The organism is Idiomarina sp. D18, assembly GCF_057748155.1.
Genome location: NZ_CM173240.1, coordinates 1,221,911 through 1,239,547 on the forward strand (window position 1 = coordinate 1,221,911; position 17,637 = coordinate 1,239,547).

The 17,637-nt window shown below is 45.2% G+C and carries 17 protein-coding genes; 10 read left to right on the top strand and 7 right to left on the bottom strand.

Going from position 1 to position 17,637, the window contains the following annotated elements:
• The first annotated feature begins 318 nt into the window (after nucleotides 1-318).
• The 3 genes from AC3AP5_RS05840 (at nucleotide 319) to AC3AP5_RS05850 (ending at nucleotide 2,385) form a co-directional block, all read left to right on the top strand.
• Nucleotides 319-531 carry a hypothetical protein gene (locus AC3AP5_RS05840; RefSeq protein ID WP_487327212.1) on the top strand — a complete coding sequence of 71 codons (213 nt, stop codon included), beginning with the start codon at nucleotides 319-321 and terminating at the stop codon, nucleotides 529-531.
• Between the two features lie 67 nt (nucleotides 532-598).
• Nucleotides 599-1,396 (top strand): hypothetical protein, encoded by a 798-nt coding sequence (locus tag AC3AP5_RS05845; protein WP_487327213.1) that lies wholly within the window; start codon nucleotides 599-601, stop codon nucleotides 1,394-1,396.
• A 149-nt stretch (nucleotides 1,397-1,545) separates the two neighbouring features.
• Nucleotides 1,546-2,385: a hypothetical protein gene (locus tag AC3AP5_RS05850; protein WP_487327214.1), complete on the top strand. Its 840-nt coding sequence runs from the start codon at nucleotides 1,546-1,548 to the stop codon at nucleotides 2,383-2,385.
• A 70-nt stretch (nucleotides 2,386-2,455) separates the two neighbouring features.
• On the opposite strand, the gene AC3AP5_RS05855 is transcribed toward AC3AP5_RS05850, so the two are convergent.
• The 5 genes from AC3AP5_RS05855 to AC3AP5_RS05875 form a co-directional block, all read right to left on the bottom strand.
• Complete coding sequence (locus AC3AP5_RS05855; RefSeq protein WP_487327215.1) at nucleotides 2,456-2,872, bottom strand: nuclear transport factor 2-like protein; 417 nt, start codon at nucleotides 2,870-2,872, stop codon at nucleotides 2,456-2,458.
• A 228-nt stretch (nucleotides 2,873-3,100) separates the two neighbouring features.
• Nucleotides 3,101-4,306, bottom strand: a complete 1,206-nt coding sequence (locus AC3AP5_RS05860; RefSeq protein WP_487326572.1) for an IS256 family transposase — start codon at nucleotides 4,304-4,306, stop codon at nucleotides 3,101-3,103.
• Nucleotides 4,307-4,368: 62 nt separating this feature from the next.
• The gene (locus tag AC3AP5_RS05865) at nucleotides 4,369-6,075 is read right to left on the bottom strand and encodes an AIPR family protein (RefSeq protein ID WP_487327216.1); all 1,707 of its coding nucleotides are present in this window, start codon (nucleotides 6,073-6,075) and stop codon (nucleotides 4,369-4,371) included.
• A gap of 250 nt (nucleotides 6,076-6,325) precedes the next feature.
• A complete protein-coding gene (locus tag AC3AP5_RS05870; RefSeq protein WP_487327217.1) occupies nucleotides 6,326-6,658 on the bottom strand; it encodes a LytR/AlgR family response regulator transcription factor in 333 nt (110 codons plus the stop codon).
• 11 nt (nucleotides 6,659-6,669) lie between these two features.
• Nucleotides 6,670-7,047, bottom strand: a complete 378-nt coding sequence (locus AC3AP5_RS05875) for a hypothetical protein (protein ID WP_487327218.1) — start codon at nucleotides 7,045-7,047, stop codon at nucleotides 6,670-6,672.
• A 197-nt stretch (nucleotides 7,048-7,244) separates the two neighbouring features.
• Here AC3AP5_RS05875 and AC3AP5_RS05880 point away from each other — a divergent pair, with 197 nt between their 5' ends.
• The 7 genes from AC3AP5_RS05880 (at nucleotide 7,245) to AC3AP5_RS05910 (ending at nucleotide 16,249) form a co-directional block, all read left to right on the top strand.
• Entirely contained in the window at nucleotides 7,245-7,448 is a 204-nt protein-coding gene (locus tag AC3AP5_RS05880; RefSeq protein WP_487327219.1) for a helix-turn-helix transcriptional regulator, read from the top strand.
• Nucleotides 7,449-7,598: 150 nt separating this feature from the next.
• Nucleotides 7,599-9,119 carry a type I restriction-modification system subunit M gene (locus AC3AP5_RS05885; RefSeq protein WP_487327220.1) on the top strand — a complete coding sequence of 507 codons (1,521 nt, stop codon included), beginning with the start codon at nucleotides 7,599-7,601 and terminating at the stop codon, nucleotides 9,117-9,119.
• Nucleotides 9,109-10,296, top strand: coding sequence for a restriction endonuclease subunit S (locus AC3AP5_RS05890; protein ID WP_487327221.1), 1,188 nt, complete (start codon nucleotides 9,109-9,111; stop codon nucleotides 10,294-10,296). The genes AC3AP5_RS05885 and AC3AP5_RS05890 overlap by 11 nt, the downstream gene beginning before the upstream one ends.
• Nucleotides 10,293-11,174 (top strand): GIY-YIG nuclease family protein, encoded by an 882-nt coding sequence (locus AC3AP5_RS05895; protein ID WP_487327222.1) that lies wholly within the window; start codon nucleotides 10,293-10,295, stop codon nucleotides 11,172-11,174. Before AC3AP5_RS05890 ends, AC3AP5_RS05895 begins: the two co-directional genes overlap by 4 nt.
• 155 nt (nucleotides 11,175-11,329) lie before the next feature.
• On the top strand, nucleotides 11,330-14,611 hold the full coding sequence (locus tag AC3AP5_RS05900; RefSeq protein ID WP_487327223.1) for a type I restriction endonuclease subunit R: 3,282 nt from the start codon (nucleotides 11,330-11,332) through the stop codon (nucleotides 14,609-14,611).
• Between the two features lie 3 nt (nucleotides 14,612-14,614).
• Nucleotides 14,615-15,397 carry a M48 family metallopeptidase gene (locus AC3AP5_RS05905; protein WP_487327224.1) on the top strand — a complete coding sequence of 261 codons (783 nt, stop codon included), beginning with the start codon at nucleotides 14,615-14,617 and terminating at the stop codon, nucleotides 15,395-15,397.
• A gap of 42 nt (nucleotides 15,398-15,439) precedes the next feature.
• Nucleotides 15,440-16,249, top strand: coding sequence for an FRG domain-containing protein (locus tag AC3AP5_RS05910; RefSeq protein ID WP_487327225.1), 810 nt, complete (start codon nucleotides 15,440-15,442; stop codon nucleotides 16,247-16,249).
• Between the two features lie 10 nt (nucleotides 16,250-16,259).
• On the opposite strand, the gene AC3AP5_RS05915 is transcribed toward AC3AP5_RS05910, so the two are convergent.
• Nucleotides 16,260-16,697, bottom strand: coding sequence for a hypothetical protein (locus tag AC3AP5_RS05915; protein WP_487327226.1), 438 nt, complete (start codon nucleotides 16,695-16,697; stop codon nucleotides 16,260-16,262).
• 324 nt (nucleotides 16,698-17,021) lie between these two features.
• Nucleotides 17,022-17,582 carry a tyrosine-type recombinase/integrase gene (locus tag AC3AP5_RS05920; protein WP_487327227.1) on the bottom strand — a complete coding sequence of 187 codons (561 nt, stop codon included), beginning with the start codon at nucleotides 17,580-17,582 and terminating at the stop codon, nucleotides 17,022-17,024.
• Between the last annotated feature and the right edge of the window lie 55 nt (nucleotides 17,583-17,637).

Sequence of the window (17,637 nt, forward strand, 5' to 3'; positions counted from 1 at the left end):
TAAAAACAAGGAAGAAAGTATGTCTAAATTTACGGAATACAAAGTCATTCATATTGCCTGCGTATTTCGGGGTCATCCGGACAGTGATTCCGGTCTGAGCCGGACAAGCATTTCGGTATCATCCGGACACTGATTTCGGCGTCGTCCGGACAGCCGTTTCGGTATCATTCGGACAAGTTTTTCTTCCCTCGCTTTTCGTGTTTCGGCATAACAGAGTTTTATCTGTGAGCCGAGGCAATCATGACTAAAGCAAAGAAAAGAGCGAGGACAGATATGCGGACTTATCTGGACATTTTTCGTTTGAAGTTTGAGCGGCGGATGACTGACCGGCAAATAGCACTAACACTGAACATCGGTCGTTCAACCGTCAACAATATCCTGACCCGATTCCGAAGCTTACAGCTGGAGTGGCCGCTTTCTGAGGAGCTGTCACTTGAGAAGTTCGATAATTTATTGATGCCCGGTCGCAATTATCAATCGCAACGCGTGCTGCCGGACTTGCTACAACATCTCGCAAGAGACCATTTATAGTGACTTCGTCGATTCCGGTGATACGGATGCCCATAACCTAGCTCAGAAAATCGTTAAAGGCCTCAAGATGTCTCTGGCAGAGACGAAAGCCATTACCGATGAAAGCCCCAACGCAGTGCCGCTGATTAGCTACCTGAAAGACGGTGAGGATTGGGTGCGTGAAGAGTACATCTTTACCCCGGCGTCCGACACCGCTGACGGTGAATGGTCAGACAATGCCCGTGTCAGCGCTAAGACACAGATTGTAAGCGATGACTTTGAACAACGCTTTGACGTCATTTATACGTACAATCGACGTTCATCCTTCAAAACCATCGGTGACGCATCCGTCGAAGTCGCGTACTTCAATGAAACCTGCAACACGGCTGATATTTTTGAATACATCGCCAACACCGATGCGACTGAAACCGAAAAAGTGGAAATTACCAATAACGATGACAGCTGTATCGATGTTCGCTCGAAGCGTATCACAGTCAGTCAGCTCACTGACTTAGACCAAAACCTGGGCGAAAGCTACACCTATACCTTACGGTACGACAGCGATGCTGGCGCATTTACGCAATTTGACTACATGAAGGACTTCCAAGAGCGTAAAACTGAATTGAACATTGACTCAATTCTTTCGGATGCAACCTCTTATGAGTTCAGCATGTCAGAAGACTATGATGCCGCCACGCTTCTGGAAACGTTTGCGTCCGTCGAAACACGCACTCGCGTGATGGATGGCGAGAACTTAGTCGATACCCAGCGTATGTATACATCACCAGAAGGACCAAGCTGGCGACGTAAGACAACATTACCTGATGGGACGTCTGAGGTCGAGTGTAAGGACATTGGCGAGACTGAATGGTCGGAGTGTGATTGATATCTAGAATCAAAGGCGACTCTATAGTCGCCTTTTTAGACTTACTTATCTCGATATTTTATAACTTGCTCGTCTTTCTCCATCAAGGTTTGCTCCAACACTCGCATTCTGCAACTATGTAGGTCGTATTAGCCGCTTAAGAGCAAAAAATGAGAGAGTCGAAAATACATCAAAGAATCCGTACTCATGGACCTAAACAGGGCTACTGCGCTATCTGTCGACGCTTTGGTTCTCTTACTAGAGAGCATATCCCTCCAAAAAGCTGCGGAAACATCAGTGCGGTAAAACTTAGAGCATTACTTGGCTCTAGTGAAGCCAAATTGGGGTCCTCTATTGTTCAGGGCGGACTCAATTATCGAAGCACCTGCTCTGACTGCAACAATTTCTGGCTAGGTCAAAAATATGGACCGTCTCTTACTGAATTCATCTCAACTGTCACGAAATATGCCAACTCATTAGTCGAGCACAATTTAGCGCTCCCTTTAGAACGTGACTTTGTCGCTGAGCCACAGAAGATCGCTAGAGCGGTCATAGGTTGTATTATGGCCGGAAATGCCATTGATTTAGTCGAGAGTCCACGGCCTCACGCTCATATATACAAACTTATGCATGACTACTTTTTCGACAGTAATGCTTCTCTGCCAGAAGAGTTTGAAATTTACTATTGGTTTTATCCATCCAAAGAAGTAAAAGTTCTCAAAGCTATGACGACATGTTTTGATATAACAAAATGCTGTGTGTCATACGAGTTGATCAAGTTTTTCCCTTTAGCTTTCATGATTGTTTGGCGAGAAGAGGATATAAAACTACATCTCCCTAAGCTTATACGGGATCGACACATGAGCGTTGACACAAAAGATTACTTAACCGTTAAGTTTAAACAGTTTCCAGCAACGTCCTTTCCTGAGATGCCAGGTAAACGCGGTACAGTCCTGTTTAATAATGAGCAGGCGACTGTAGGTGAAAACTTTAGCAAGCCCCAAGTATGATCTGTTAGAAGCCATTGCAGAGCCCTCGGCAAGTCTCCTATTTAACAACTTTTACTATGTCACCGATCCATCACCAATACTCTCTGATTAAAGTTATTTTATCGTTTTCCAGTTCAAACAGTCGCATTAAAGGAGTTGAGTCAACTTCTTCATTGCCGTTTCTGATCAAGGTGGACACGTATGAAATAGCTATAGCGCCTTTACCCGTTATTCGGCTTTTCACTTCCGTTGAGAGCGATTCAGCGGTTCCCATATAACGCGTTAATCCCTCGACAAATTGAGACTTCGTCAAGTCTTGATTGTAGCTCGGGTGCTGATAACGCATGTCTTCCGATAGCAGCTCTGCAACCGCTAAAATATCTTCACGCGATGCACCAACAACCTTGGTTTTATCACTCAACTGAATAAACTGGGTTACAATATCGAAGTCATCGGCATTCGCTGCTGGAATCATCACTAAAAGAAGTAACAGTAAATATTTAGGCATTGCAGTCCCTTTAAGTTTTTTATATCAGACGAATATAGCACTTTTACATTCAGTGCGAACTTTTAAATATTTGGCGCTCAAGCTACCGAGAAGGCTCTTTCCTAAAGATTGTATACACGCAGAGTTTGCTCTACGTGCATACTAACTAATCGAACGGCGTTGATGTTAAATAGACTGCCCCATTACACGAGACTGTAAAAAATTTTGTGTAAATGGCTGTTTGCACTGTTAAATCCGATCCTGATACATGATCTCGAATTGCGCCATGGCCGGTTTCCAGTTGCGTATGGGCATCGTCCACTTTTTCGATGCCTGATGCAAGGCTAAGTACAATACCTTCATGATGGCCTCATCATTCGGGAACGACCGGCGAGTCTTGGTAATTTTACGCAATGACGCGTTCAGCGATTCGATGGCGTTAGTGGTGTAGATAGCCTTACGTATCTCCGCCGGGTATTCGAAGAATACGCTTAAGCGTTCCCAGTTTGCCCGCCATGAGCGGCTTATGGTCGGATGCTCTTCATCCCACTTTTCAGCGAACTCTTCCAGCGCCTGCTCTGCTGCAGCGCGGGTGGCAGCACCATAAATTAGCTTTAAGTCAGCTGCGATGATCTTGCGTTGCTTCCAGTTTACGTAACGCATAGAGTGGCGAATTTGATGCACGATGCACAGCTGTACCTGAGTCTTCGGGTAAACCGCTTCAATGGCTTCGGGGAAGCCCTTCAAGCCATCGCAGCAGGCGATAAAGATATCATCGACGCCGCGATTTTTAAGCTCGTTCATCACAGATAACCAGAATTTAGCGCCTTCGGTTTGCGCCATCCACAGGCCAAGGAGCTCTTTTTCACCGTCGGTGTTAATACCAAGCGCCAGGTAGACTGACTTATTTTGAACAACGCCAGAGTCACGGCTGCGAACCACCAGGCAATCAAGGTAAACGACCGGGTAAAGCTTTGCCAGTGGTCGATGTTGCCAGGCCTTTACTTCGTCCATCACCTCGTTTGTAACCTGAGATATGAATGTGGGAGATACTTCAACACCGTAGGCTTCTTCAAGGTAAGCCTGGATATCCCGGGTAGTCATGCCTCTGGCATAGAGCGCGACGATGCGCTCATCGAATCCGTTAAGCTGGCGTTCACCTTTGCGAACCAGTTTAGGCTCAAAGCTACCGTTGCGATCACGGGGAATATCCAGCTCGACGTCACCGTTGGTGCTACGAACAGCCTTCTTGGTTTTACCGTTGCGGGAGTTACCGCTGTTATTGCCGGCCGCATCATTTGGGGCGTAGCCTAAATGGGCTTGCATCTCGGCTTCTAAAGCGCGTTCAGCGACTTTTTTGGTAAGCTGCTTGAGCAGCCCAGCTTCACCTAAAATGTCGTCGGGTGAGTCACAGCCATCAAGCAGCTGATCGATGAGTTTGTCTGATATTGGCATTCTGATATCCTTCTTCGATATTGCTAAGAATGCCATTTACACAGATATTTTTACACTCTCCATTACACAGTCTCGACAAGATCGCGTAATATGCTGGTAAAGTCCCTACTACGCTCTGCATCTCTTCTATGCTTTTTACTTGAGTGCAATGCTTGCTCGATTATTCCGACCGACTTTTCGAAGAGCGGCTGTATGTCATTTCGGTTACTTGCGGTATCTAATGCTTCTTCTAAACTGTTGCCCTTTGACGACTGCTTCAATAAAAGCTTATATGTCAAGAAAGCAATATGAAACTTAAACTTTTTTGATTTTTTAGGGATTTTGTGATTTTTTGTAGCATTATCGAGGCGATTCATAATTAACGATGATAGATAATATTTTTCGAAGTTTGCCTTTTTATTGAATAGCTTGCCCTTGTTGCTATCAAGTAACTCACCGAAGTAACGATGCGTACTCTGAGGCTGTTCTAGTACAGTGGCAACATATGACTTCACCTGAGACGCCAAAGTTACCACCTGATAGGGTTTAACTTTTGGATGTCCAAGGTATTGTTTTGAGCGACGTTCGTAATAAATGGGGGGTGAGACTCGTGAAGCTTTTGCTTTATAAAATTCCTCTAAGTCTTTATGAAATGGCTTCAGTGACTCAAAGGCTTCATCTTTTACTTCTGTTTGACGGTTAGCAGCTCGTATAATGTCATTAATTACATCCTGATCATTTGTATCTATAATTTTGAGGATTATCTGTGAGTTAGGTGATATCAGATCTCTGTGTTCAAAAAGAACATGACTGGATTGACACCCATTTATGACCTGAAAGTCTGTTAGCTTGAGCTTCGAGCCAATTTTATCGACTTTCTTTGCAATCACTGTTATTCCATTATTGAGCAAAGGAAGCAAAGCTTGCCGCGTAGATGAATTTAACGTCTCAGCTATTTCTCTATTTACCTTATTACTACCTTGGTAATCCCGAACATTGTCATAAAAAAGCTCTTTTGATAGGTTGCCATCCGAGTTAGTAATCAAGTCAAGGTAAGACTCGACAGAAATACTCCCAAGAAACGACTGCCTTACATTCAACGCTTCAGGCATGTCTGGAAGAGCTACATGGTTGTTAAATGGTATCTCCTTTACAGATTTACGGCTCAGCTCTCGATATGTACTTTTCAGGCGCTCAGCATCATAAAATTCAATAGCAGCTTCGTTGTTAAACAAGCTTCGCTCATCAATCTCTCTCAACTCTCTTCTTGCTTTACCTTTGATTTGATCAGGCTCTTTCCAACTGCCAGTTGTGACAAAAAACAGTTTTAATTCAGGAGATTCTTCAAAATGAATTGACTTTTTATATATTTCCTCTTTAAGTACACGCAGTTTAGAGATTCTGTCGTTTTCAGGGAGCGATGGTTCGTCATCAAAGAAGCTTTTAACTCCAAAGATGAAGTTACCAACTTGCTCCCCTTTGAATTTTGGCGAATTCTTAGATTGAATCAGCGCAAAAGTTACATCCAAAGTTCCATTTCTTTCGAGTAAATAGTCAATCTCGTCAACTGATGTGACGATATTTCCATTTACTATTATCGCAGCACCATCAATAGCAAGATCATCACTACCTCCAGTAGAGAGGACTTCAAAATCCACGTCTCTTGGGTACAACCGCGAAACAATATTATAGTTAACGAAATTTTCGAATGCTTCGTCTTCACCCACTTCTGATAGGTCATTTTGCTCTATAAATGTAGCTAAAAAGCTCTTCAAGATCTCGTCTTTCACACGACTCTCCTTATCATCGATTAATAGAGTTTTGAGGACGTTTCTTTCTGACTTACTTCTAAATTTGTAGTCCATCCTAATTGCCCTATTACTCTTACCATATTCGTAGCTTTAGTTAAAAGGTAATCAAATCAAGAGCATGTGAGATAGAAAAGCCAAAGTTAAGCCGACGTTTAATTCAACTGATATTAGCGAGCCGACATCTCAGACAAAAAATAAGCCCAGAGTGACTTCACCCTGAGCTTACTCGCTACAAACCTAGCTCGAGCATTAGCTGGCGCTTATAGTTGCCGCCAAGCGGAAGTACTGTTTCGTCAGCCAACTCGACCTCCTGGTATCGACCTAGCTCTGATAAAAGCTTTCGCAGGTGGTCACGCTTTACGATGTGGCTTCGGTGAATTCGAATAAATCGATCGTCCAGTATGTCTTCCATATCCGAAAGCGTTGCTCGATGCAGAACTCGCTCGTTACCAAAGTAAATCTTCACGTAATTACCAAACGCCTCCACTCGTTCAATTGATGCAACAGCAACGAAACGGACCTCACCAGGGCGCGTTTTAACGGCGATAATGTTTCGTCTCATGCTCCCCATACCTAGTCCCTCTCCATAACCAGATCTGCATCAATGCTGTTACCACCAGCCATTCGTATCGATGTTCGCCCCTTTATCGAGTAGTCGTTGTAAATAGCGAATAGCAATGTTGTGCTGAGACCAATCGCTATAATTGCTGTGATCAGTGAGCCAGTAGATAAGGTCCCAATAATACCTGAGCCCCACCCCAACGGGTTCCAGAAGTTAGTAGCAAAAACCCCAGCAGAGCCAACGGCTAAAGCAAAGGCACCCGATGATGCTGCCTTGACCGTTCTCACGTCATCAGCCAACGATGCGCTTTTTACAGCAATGGTTTTGTCTTGTCTTTCTATAGCTCGCTCAAGTTCTGACTTGGTATATACGACCGTTACGTTCGACATAAATCTTCTCCTAATTGACAGTTAATTTACTGCAGCCGTAACTGCCATTAGGTGATATAGGTTTGATTAATTTTTCTTTGCACCTGAACGCAAGCGAACGCATGCGGGCATTTAACCCGGGGGGTCTCCGAAGGTATGGGGTAATGTAAAAAATTACAGCTCTACATCATCCTCTGACACAAAAGAGGAGAAGCAGAATGAAATTAATGAAAGTAAAAGAAGTCATGCATGTCACCAGTTTGGCCCGCCCCACTATCTACAAATACATGGCTAAAGGACTTTTCCCTAAGCCGGTATCGTTGGGTGGTCGAGCCGTAGCTTGGGTCGCTGACGAGATAGACGACTGGATTATGCAATGCATCGCTGAACGGGATGCGGAAGAAGAAAAAGACGAGCAATAGCCTACGAGAACAAGGTCGCCAGTCAGTAGTGGCTTGCGACCTATATTGTCGCATTCCATATTTAGACTATGACCCGTGACATCAATGTTATCCGTGGCATAATGAAGCCACTTATGGAAGACTAACGGTTGTACGGGGACGTTAATAACAATGACAACGATTAGCCAGGACAGCATCAATAAAGCACTTTGGAACGCTTGTGACACCTTTCGCGGTACGATAAATGCCGGAACCTATCAAGACTTTCTTCTGACCATGCTTTTCCTTAAATACATCTCGGATGTATGGCAGGACCATTACGACCAATACGTAGCCCAGCATGGTGATGAGCCCGAACTGATTGAAGAGATGATGAAGAGCGAACGCTTTGTGTTACCGCGTGATGCTAGCTTTTATGCACTTTACGACCGTCGCTACGAGCCGGGTAATGGTGAACGCATAGACCAAGCTCTGCACGCCATTGAAGAAGCCAACGGCACCAAACTAAAAGACGCTGGCAAAAGCGTCTTCCAGGACATCAGCTTTAATACCGACAAGTTAGGTGAAGAAAAGCAGAAAAATGACATTCTGCGTCATCTGCTGGAAGACTTCGCCAAGCCTGAGCTTAACTTAAAGCCCAGTCGCGTTGGCTCGCTGGATGTTATCGGTAACGCCTACGAATACCTGATTAAACACTTTGCCGCCAGCGGAGGTCAAAAAGCCGGTGAGTTTTATACCCCACCAGAAATATCCGACTTAATAGCAGAGCTACTTGACCCACAACCCGGCGACAGTATTTGTGACCCTGCATGTGGCTCCGGCTCTTTATTGATGAAGTGTGGTCGTAAGGTCATCGCAAACCATGACAGCAAAGAATACGCCCTATTTGGTCAGGAGGCTATTGGCTCTACCTGGTCGCTAGCCAAAATGAATATGTTCCTGCATGGCGAGGACAATCATAAAATTGAATGGGGCGATACCATTCGTAATCCTAAGCTGTTGGATAAAAACGGCGACCTGATGCTGTTTGATATCGTGACCGCTAACCCACCTTTTAGTCTGGATAAATGGGGTCATGATGACGCAGAGAACGACAAGTTCAGTCGTTTCCGTCGTGGTGTACCGCCCAAAACCAAAGGCGACTATGCGTTTATCCTGCACATGATAGAAACACTGAAGCCCGGCAGCGGACGTATGGGCGTAGTTGTACCACACGGCGTATTATTCCGAGGCTCGAAAGAAGGTAAAATTCGCCAGCAACTGATTGACGAAAACCTGTTAGACGCAGTCATCGGGCTGCCGGAGAAGCTTTTCTACGGCACCGGTATCCCGGCCGCTATTTTAGTATTCAAAAAGTCAAAGTCCGATGACAAGGTACTGTTCATCGACGCCTCACGTGAATTTAAGTCAGGTAAAAACCAAAATCAGCTAAGCGACGACAACATTCAGAAAATCGTCGATACCTACCGTAGCCGTGAAACCGTCGACAAATATTCGTACCTGGCAACACGCGAAGAAATTCAGGAAAACGACTACAACCTGAACATCCCCCGCTACGTCGATACCTTCGAAGAAGAGGAAGAAATTGATTTGATGGCTGTACGAGCTGAACGCCAAAAGCTAAAAGTAGAACTGGATGAGTTAGAAAACCAGATGGAAAAATATCTGGAGGAGTTGGGTTATGGTACCTGAGGGATGGAAAACTCGTCATTTAAAGGATTTGCTAGATGGAACGATCAAAAACGGGTTTTCTCCTGTTGCTAGCGACTCCGAGACAGGTTATTGGGTATTAGGCTTGGGAGCTTTAGGAGAAAGCGGCGTTAATATATCAGAAGTAAAACCTGTCGTGCCAGTAGAAAAAGTTTTAAAAAGTCTCCTCAAAAAAGACGACTTCTTGGTCAGTCGCTCAAACACTCCAGACAAAGTTGGTAGATCAATCCGCTTTAAAGGAGAAGTTAATAATTGTTCGTACCCTGATTTAATGATGCGTTTTCGTGTCGACCAAAACAAAGTTGACAAAACGTTTATAGAACAACAGTTAAAAAGTTCACGAGTTCGAGCTTACTTTAAAAGTTGCGCGGCTGGCAGCAGTGGCACAATGGTCAAAATTAATAAAGGTGCCCTTGAAAAAACTCCTGTAGCCATCCCCTCCCTTGAGGAACAAAAGAAAATAGCCCAAATCCTCTCAACCTGGGATAAGGCCATCACCACCACAGAGCAACTACTCGCCAATAGCCAGCAGCAGAAAAAAGCCCTCATGCAACAACTGCTCACCGGCAAAAAACGCCTGCTGGATAAGAATGGTGTGCGGTTTAAGGGCGAGTGGGGTAGTTCGAGCCTCAAAGATTTAATAAAAGTCAATAAGGGTAAGCAAATCAACAGAAATACACTATCGAAAACAGGCGAATTCCCTGTAATTAACGGTGGTGTAGAACCCTCTGGGTATACATGCGAATTCAATACTGAAGCGAATACTATTACAATTAGTGAAGGTGGAAATTCATGTGGTCACATTGGTTTCCAAACCAACAAGTTTTGGTGTGGAGGTCACTGCTATGCCGTAAGAGATTCAAAACTTGAGTTGGCATTCACCTACCACCTACTAAAGTTTAACCAAAATAGAATAATGAGATTAAGGGTTGGCTCAGGTTTGCCCAATATTCAAAGGAAAGACTTGGAGTCATTGTCTGTATGGTTCCCAACCGCTCCAGAAGAGCAACAAAGCATTTCCAACATTCTTAATAAAGCTGAACAAGAAACAGCTTATTTGGAGCAAAAACTCATTGTACTAAACGACGAGAAAAAAGCCTTAATGCAACAACTCCTCACCGGCAAACGTCGCGTGAAGGTTGATGAGGGTACGGCATGACCGATAAACAACCCAGAACTATCCAAATTTTTTTACCCAACGGCGATCCGTCCGGTATTCGTGTTGCTGAGGTCACCACATCAATTGTTCGTTTAGTAGAAGTGCCTCGCAACCAAATTGGTGAGTTTCTAAAAATGCCCGAAGCTCATCAGGTAGGTATGTACTTCCTGGTGGGCAGAGAGAATCAGGATGAGGTCTATATTGGTCAGTCAGGTGATGTGGGGCATCGCTTGGGTCAGCACTTAAAAGATGACTCGAAGGACTGGGAGCGAGCGTTAGTTTTAATCTCACTCACCAATAACCTGACGCAAACCCACGTGCTTTACCTTGAGTCATTAAGTATTGAAACAGCACGCCAATGTGGCCGTTACGAGTTGGTTAACGGAAATCGCGGACAGAAGCCTCATACACCAATTCCATTGAAAGCGGACTGCGATGAAATACATCGAGTAGGCTCTTTGCTTCTAGCCACACTGGGCTACCCTATTTTTGAAGCCTTGGTCGATGCCGATGAAGCCGCCACAGAAGAGGTCTTTTACTGCCAGCGCGGTGGCGTTGATGCCAAAGCGTTTTACACTAATGAAGGTATGGTCATTTTAAAAGGCTCATCAGCGCCTTACGTACCGAAACGAAAAACAACACAGCCGCGCTTAATCGCTCAGCGTGATTCGCTGCTAGAAAAAGGCGTTCTCGCTAAAGAGGGTGAAAACGTTGTTTTCCAAAAAGACTACCTATTCAAAACGCCCAGTGGGGCGTCCTGCCTTTTAGTCCTTGGTGCTACAAATGGCTGGAAGGAATGGAAAACCAAGCACGGTCAAACACTGGATGATTATGTGGGGCGCGATAACGGTATCAGCGAATCTCAAATCCAGGAATAACTAAAGCTGAACAGGCAGTAGTCAACTTTGAGTTTACTACTGAGTAGAGCTGAGTTATTCGGTTTCGCCGAATAACTTAATCTGGTAGCTTATTTTTTGATTTAAAAATAATAAAAGCGCCTGTTGCCGTCAGGCAGCGTTACGCGGAGAAAACAATGGAACAGTTTGCCCCAAAATTTCAGGAAGAATACGCCGCTAAAATACCGGCCATGACGCTCTTAGCCGGTTTGGGGTGGTCATTTTTATCGCCACAGGAAGCGCTGGCGCTGCGGGGTGATAAGCAAGATCGTGTGGTGTTGCGTGAGGTATTACGCAATGTACTAAGCAAACGTACCTTTACTTATGCCGGTAAAAGCTATCCGTTGTCCGATAACTCCATTGATAACATTCTCTCGCATCTGTGCAGCCCTGCCCTTAATGAGGGCCTCCAGCATGCCAACGAGGCCATTTATAACCATTTAATGTACGGCATTCCAGTAACCGAGTTTATCGACGGCAAAAAAGTCACGCCGACCGTCTCTATCATCGACTGGCAAAATCCCGATAATAACGAGTTTCACTTCACCGAAGAATACACAGTAACGCGTGCCGGTGGTTTTGATAGCCGTCGCCCTGATCTGGTTTGCTTCGTGAACGGCCTACCGCTGGTGGTCATTGAAGCCAAACGCCCGGACGGTAACGCGCAAAAAGGCCCAACGATAAACGAAGGCATTTCACAGAGTCTACGTAACCAACGTCCTGACGAAGTCCCTCACCTGTTTGCCTATTCGCAACTGTTGTTATCCGTTAATGGCATCGATGGGCGTTATGGCACTGTCGAGACCCCGGAAAAGTTTTGGGCAGCCTGGAAAGAAGAAGATATCAGCGATGCTGAAATGCTGGCGCTCAAGAATAAACCGCTAGATGATGCCACCTTACAACTTCTATTTGCCCACCGTGATAAGCGTGACCTGAGCTGGTATCAGAACCTGCTTGCCGGTGGCGAGTTGATGGTAACCGGGCAGGATAAACTGCTGATAAGCCTGCTATCTAAAGAACGTTTGTTCGATATGGTGCGCTATTTCACCATTTTCGATAAAAAGATTGGCAAGATTGTCGGTCGTTACCAGCAAGTATTTGGCATAAAACGTCTGCTTGAGCGTATTCAAAAACGCAACAGCAAAGGCGGTCGTGAAGGTGGCGTCATTTGGCATACCACCGGCTCGGGTAAGTCCCTCACCATGGTGTTTTTATCCAAAGCGCTGATTTTGCACGAAGAGCTGAAACAATGCCGTGTCATTGTTGTCACCGACCGTGTTGATTTAGAAAACCAGCTCTCGAAGACCTTTGCATCTGGCGGCGAGTTATCCAGTAAGAAAGATAAAGAAGCAGCCATGGCCACGTCGGGCAAGCGACTGGCTCAGCAAATAGGTAAAGGCAACGAGCGCATTATCTTTACGCTCATTCAAAAGTTTAACTCAGCCACCAAACTGCCGGAGTGTCATAACGACAGCCCGAATATTATTGTGCTCATTGACGAGGGCCACCGCAGCCAGGGCGGTGAAAATAACATTCGCATGAATCAGGCATTGCCGAACGCGTCATTTGTCGCCTTTACCGGTACACCGCTGTTAAAAGACGATAAAACCACCAACAAGTTTGGGCCTATCGTGCATGCCTACACCATGCAACGTGCGGTCGAAGATAAAACCGTGACGCCCCTACTCTACGAAGAGCGTATACCCGACCTTGATGTCAACGAGCGTGCCATTGACGCCTGGTTTGAGCGCATGACGGGCGGTTTAAGTGACGAGCAAAAGGGTGACTTAAAGAAAAAGTTCAGCCGCAGAGGCCAAGTCTACGGCACCGATGAGCGTATACAGCTAATTGCCTACGACATTGCCCATCACTTCGACAAGAACATCGATGAAGGCTTAAAAGGCCAACTTTGCTGCGACAGCAAAGCCTCTGCCATTAAGTACAAAAAATACCTGGATGAGGTTGGTCTTTTTGAATCCGCTGTAGTGATGAGCTCACCTGATACCCGTGAAGGCAACACGGCGGTTGACGAGAAAACCATGCCGGAAGTCACTAAATGGTGGAAAAGCCACGTCGGCTCTGCTGATGAGCAAAATTATACCAAAGAGCTGGTCGAGCGGTTTGATAAAGACCCTAAGCTGAAGCTGTTGATTGTGGTTGATAAGCTACTAACAGGCTTTGATGAACCGAAAAACGCGGTGCTCTATATTGATAAGCCGCTGAAAGGTCACAACCTAATCCAGGCCATTGCTCGCGTGAACCGTCTGCACCCCGACAAGAAATTTGGTCTGCTGATTGATTATCGCGGCATTCTGTCCGAATTGGATACCACCATACAAGACTATCAGGACCTGGCATTTCGTACTCAGGGTGGCTATGACATCGATGATATCGACGGCCTGTACCAGCAAATGAGTACCGAGTACAAACGCCTACCCCAGCTTTATAAAGAGCTCTGGGCGATATTTGACGGTGTTAAGAATAAATCGGATACCGAAGCCCTGCGTCATGCCCTGTTGTCTCGCATGGAAGAAATAAACGGCGAAATGGTCGATAAAAACCAAAAACGCCGGGAAGACTTTTACGAAGCACTCACAGCCTTTGCCACTTGCCTTAAAGTTGCACTGCAGTCGGCTACCTTCTTTGAAGATAAGAGCTTTACCGATAAGGATCGCCGACAATACAAAGAGACGGTGAAACAACTGTCCAGTCTGCGTCAAACCGTGCAACAGGATTCCGGCGAGCGTGTCAGTTACGACGAGTACGCTCACGAGGTGAAAAAACTGCTGAATAAACACGTCGTTGGTGTCGAGGTACGTGACTCTGAAGGCGTATACGAAGTCGGCAAGATGGGCCAGAAACAAGCACCGGAAGACTGGAGCGAAGATAAAACCCGCAACGAAACCGACATCATCAAAACCCGCGTCACTAAGATGATCGAACAAGAGCTCGGGGACGACCCCTACGCTCAAGAAGCCTTTTCTAAGCTCCTGCGTGAAGCCATTGAAGAAGCGGAAAAGCTGTTTGACCATCCGCTGAAACAGTACATGTTGTTCCGTGAGTTTGAAGAGCAGGTACAAGAGCGTCGCTTGAATGATATCCCTGAACGGTTGACCGGCAACCATCATGCACAAGCCTATTACGGTGTGTTTAAAAAACACCTGCCCGAGGCTTTTACTGTGATGGACGAGCAATCGCAGGAGAAATGGGTAGAGATTGCGTTTGATGTCGATAGCATCGTTAGCCAGTCCGTTGCGGAAAACTCGATTAACCCGAATAACATTGAAGCTGATATTCGTAAAAAGCTACTGCCGAAACTATTCGCTGAATGCAAAGCGGTCGGCGGGGGTATAGACCAGGCTAAGAAGATTGTAGAAGCGATTGTGCAGGTTGTTCGTGTTGGGCAGTTGGGTCATTAAGCCATGAACGTTGCGATACGTTTTGCTGATCATGTGAGTGAAGAGTCTCAGCGGTATGGAGAAAGGCTCGGCTTTTATTACGCCGACGAACTGATTGAGCTTGAACGCGTCGCCGCTAAAAGCCCTCAGCGAAAAATTAAAATCAAGGTGCTACCTGATTGCTCTGTAAAGATCGCCGCACCGATTGATAGCTCCGATGACGAAGTATTACGAGCGGCTAAAAAACGTGCACGTTGGATTTACCAACAACTGCGAGAATTTCGTAAGCAGCTAACGCACATTACGCCACGTCGTTATGTCAGTGGCGAAAGCCATTATTACCTGGGTAAGCAGTACCTGCTAAAAGTTCTGGCGAAATCCGACCAAGCAACCGGTGTTAAGCTGTTGCGAGGACAACTTGAAGTAAACGTTCGTGAGTACACACCAGAGCGAGTAAAAGCGGCAATGGACGCGTGGTACAAGGTCAGGGCTAAAGAGGTCTTCCACAAGCGTTTAGACGCCGTTTTAGAGCACGCGTTATGGGTTGATAGCCGCCCTCCTTTGCGAACACTGACCATGCAAACCCAATGGGGCAGCTGCTCACCTAACGGACGCATTACCCTAAACCCACTGCTGGTTAAAGCTCCCCGCGAATGCATTGACTACGTCATACTGCACGAGCTGTGTCACATAGCTGAGCACAACCACAGCGAGCGGTTTTATCGGCTTATGGGACAAGTTATGCCAAATTGGGAGCAGGTTAAGAAGCGTCTGGATAAGATGGCTGGGCGAATTTTTAATGGGTAAGTAACAGACTTTTTAGTTTGCCTAAAATGAAGGTATTCAGTAATGACAGTTTCAACAATCGAAGACTACATCTCAGAGACAGATAAATACGAGAACGTATGGTTTCGAGGCGTACCATCAACAAGTTATACTCCAAAGCCAAAAGTTCATTGGGCAGACATTTCCAGGGATCTGGAGGATAATCTTGTCTACAACTTTCTCAAGGATCATTTCAAATATCATTCTCCAAAGAACGATAACCCTTGGTATTTATATTCTTTAATGCAGCATCATGGGCTACCTACTCGCTTGCTGGATTGGACTAAATCTCCATTAGTGGCTCTTTATTTTGCGCTAACACAACCAGACGAAAAAAAAGACAATCCTCGAGTTTGGCTACTTAACCCCTATCGATTAAATCATACCGTTCTTGGGTTTGAGAGAGTTTACTGTCCCTCTCAGTCGAACTTGCGCTATATAGAAACCAAAAACTATTTCTGCACAAAAGACCTTGAGCTTAAGCCTTACAAAGCGGATGTTAGCATTAAGTTACTATTTGATTCATATCTACCAGCAAACCTAGTCTCAGACGAGGTCCATCTTAGGCTCGGCTACCCAATTGCGATAGACACAATACCTTTAGATGCGCGTATGTCCGCACAACAAAGCGTTTTCACTATTCATGGAGAAGATTCTTTTGATCTGGCCAAACACGGCACGGACGACCTTATTGATTACATCGATATCGATTACTCTGCCAAAGGTAAAATATTACAGCAACTGCTCAGATTAGGATTCAACGAGGACTCCATCTATTGTACGCTGGACTCTTTGGCTACACGAATATGCAGAGAGTACTTAAGCAAACCCTGAAATAGCAATGCTAAAACGATTCAACAAAGGAAGGTGGCTCGTAATCGCCGTCCTCAAAATAACTATTGCAGGAATAGCATCGCCATGAGCCTTTATCGTGAACTTGGAGCCTTATTAACTGGCCTTCTTTGTCGTAACATCGCTGGCAAAATGGGCCATCTTTACCATCAACGCCATTCACCCAATATGAGGGAGCTCCCCAAAAAACGCTTTCTTTCAACTCTAGAGCTTTTTTTAAATCGGCTAGCTCCTGGTCTTTCGAGATAAGGTCATCCTGAATACTTGCGATTTCTAATTTTGCATCTGCCAATGCACTAACTAACTCCGCTATTTGTAGCTTTTTTTCAGCCTTTTCCAGAGTTGAGCCACTTTCTTTTATCACCTTCGCTATGTCAGTCGCTGCTTTTATACTTCCCAAAGCAGCCGTCACTGAGTTCACATCTACCATTGTCTTGTCCCTCAAGATAAATTTTCTAAAAATCACGGAGTAATACGGCATGGACAAACATGTAGTTGCCCGACTAAAACAGACGCTATAACCCCAAACCAAAATATCAGTTAATTTGATATAATGCCTCGCGTTGAATAGACCCTCTTACTGCGAACACTGTTTATCCGTCTAAAACCTAGACTAGAATATGACCTGAGCCGCCATTTCCACTTTTATACCATTATCCGATTTTTTAACTCAGCTATTAGGCTAAAAAATCTAACTTATTCAGAGCGGAAAAAACCAGAGTGGTGTAGGCTAATTTACACCACTCCAGTTAGCTTACAACTCTAACTCAGCAAAATCCCGGTCAACATCCTCCTGGGTAATTCCGATATAACGTAAGGTCACAGCCTCAGAGCTATGCCTTAACATCTTCATAACCCTGGCAATGTCGTTAGTGTTCTTGTAAAGATGATAACCACGGGTCTTTCGCATTGAGTGAGTCCCCAGTTTAATACCAACTTCCTCCCCTATCGCTGCGAACGCCCGCGACACGTAACGGCGGCTAATTGGGGCCTCGTCCAAACCTTTAGACCTTTGGTTTCGATAGGATTGAAATAAGTAAATATGGTCTGGGTGTTCTTCTTTAATCCGGGCAATGATAGACCTCGCCTTTTCATTGAGTTTAATTGTCGCTAGCTTCGACGTTTTGCCTTCAACTAGCAACAGCCTGTCGTGCTCGATATTTTCAAACTTGATGGATAGTAAATCTGAGATCCGCAACGCCAGGTTCAGGCCAACATCCCAAACGTCAGCAATTTGCTGTCCGTAAGTTCGTTTGAGAAGGTAGCTGATTAGCTTTACGGTATCCAGATCTTTAACCGCTTGTACTTCAGCCATGATCTAGTTCCTTTTTTGCTGAAAAACGTGATTTTGAGTACTCAAGGGGGTATAA

Coding starts and splice junctions, on each gene's coding strand:
- AC3AP5_RS05900 (WP_487327223.1), top strand. CDS start 11,330: ATGGAACAGTTTGCCCCAAAATTTCAGGAAGAATACGCCGCTAAAATA.
- AC3AP5_RS05870 (WP_487327217.1), bottom strand. CDS start 6,658: ATGAGACGAAACATTATCGCCGTTAAAACGCGCCCTGGTGAGGTCCGT.
- AC3AP5_RS05860 (WP_487326572.1), bottom strand. CDS start 4,306: ATGCCAATATCAGACAAACTCATCGATCAGCTGCTTGATGGCTGTGAC.
- AC3AP5_RS05920 (WP_487327227.1), bottom strand. CDS start 17,582: ATGGCTGAAGTACAAGCGGTTAAAGATCTGGATACCGTAAAGCTAATC.
- AC3AP5_RS05855 (WP_487327215.1), bottom strand. CDS start 2,872: ATGCCTAAATATTTACTGTTACTTCTTTTAGTGATGATTCCAGCAGCG.
- AC3AP5_RS05915 (WP_487327226.1), bottom strand. CDS start 16,697: ATGGTAGATGTGAACTCAGTGACGGCTGCTTTGGGAAGTATAAAAGCA.
- AC3AP5_RS05850 (WP_487327214.1), top strand. CDS start 1,546: ATGAGAGAGTCGAAAATACATCAAAGAATCCGTACTCATGGACCTAAA.
- AC3AP5_RS05875 (WP_487327218.1), bottom strand. CDS start 7,047: ATGTCGAACGTAACGGTCGTATATACCAAGTCAGAACTTGAGCGAGCT.
- AC3AP5_RS05845 (WP_487327213.1), top strand. CDS start 599: ATGTCTCTGGCAGAGACGAAAGCCATTACCGATGAAAGCCCCAACGCA.
- AC3AP5_RS05910 (WP_487327225.1), top strand. CDS start 15,440: ATGACAGTTTCAACAATCGAAGACTACATCTCAGAGACAGATAAATAC.
- AC3AP5_RS05905 (WP_487327224.1), top strand. CDS start 14,615: ATGAACGTTGCGATACGTTTTGCTGATCATGTGAGTGAAGAGTCTCAG.
- AC3AP5_RS05885 (WP_487327220.1), top strand. CDS start 7,599: ATGACAACGATTAGCCAGGACAGCATCAATAAAGCACTTTGGAACGCT.
- AC3AP5_RS05890 (WP_487327221.1), top strand. CDS start 9,109: ATGGTACCTGAGGGATGGAAAACTCGTCATTTAAAGGATTTGCTAGAT.
- AC3AP5_RS05840 (WP_487327212.1), top strand. CDS start 319: ATGACTGACCGGCAAATAGCACTAACACTGAACATCGGTCGTTCAACC.
- AC3AP5_RS05895 (WP_487327222.1), top strand. CDS start 10,293: ATGACCGATAAACAACCCAGAACTATCCAAATTTTTTTACCCAACGGC.
- AC3AP5_RS05880 (WP_487327219.1), top strand. CDS start 7,245: ATGAAATTAATGAAAGTAAAAGAAGTCATGCATGTCACCAGTTTGGCC.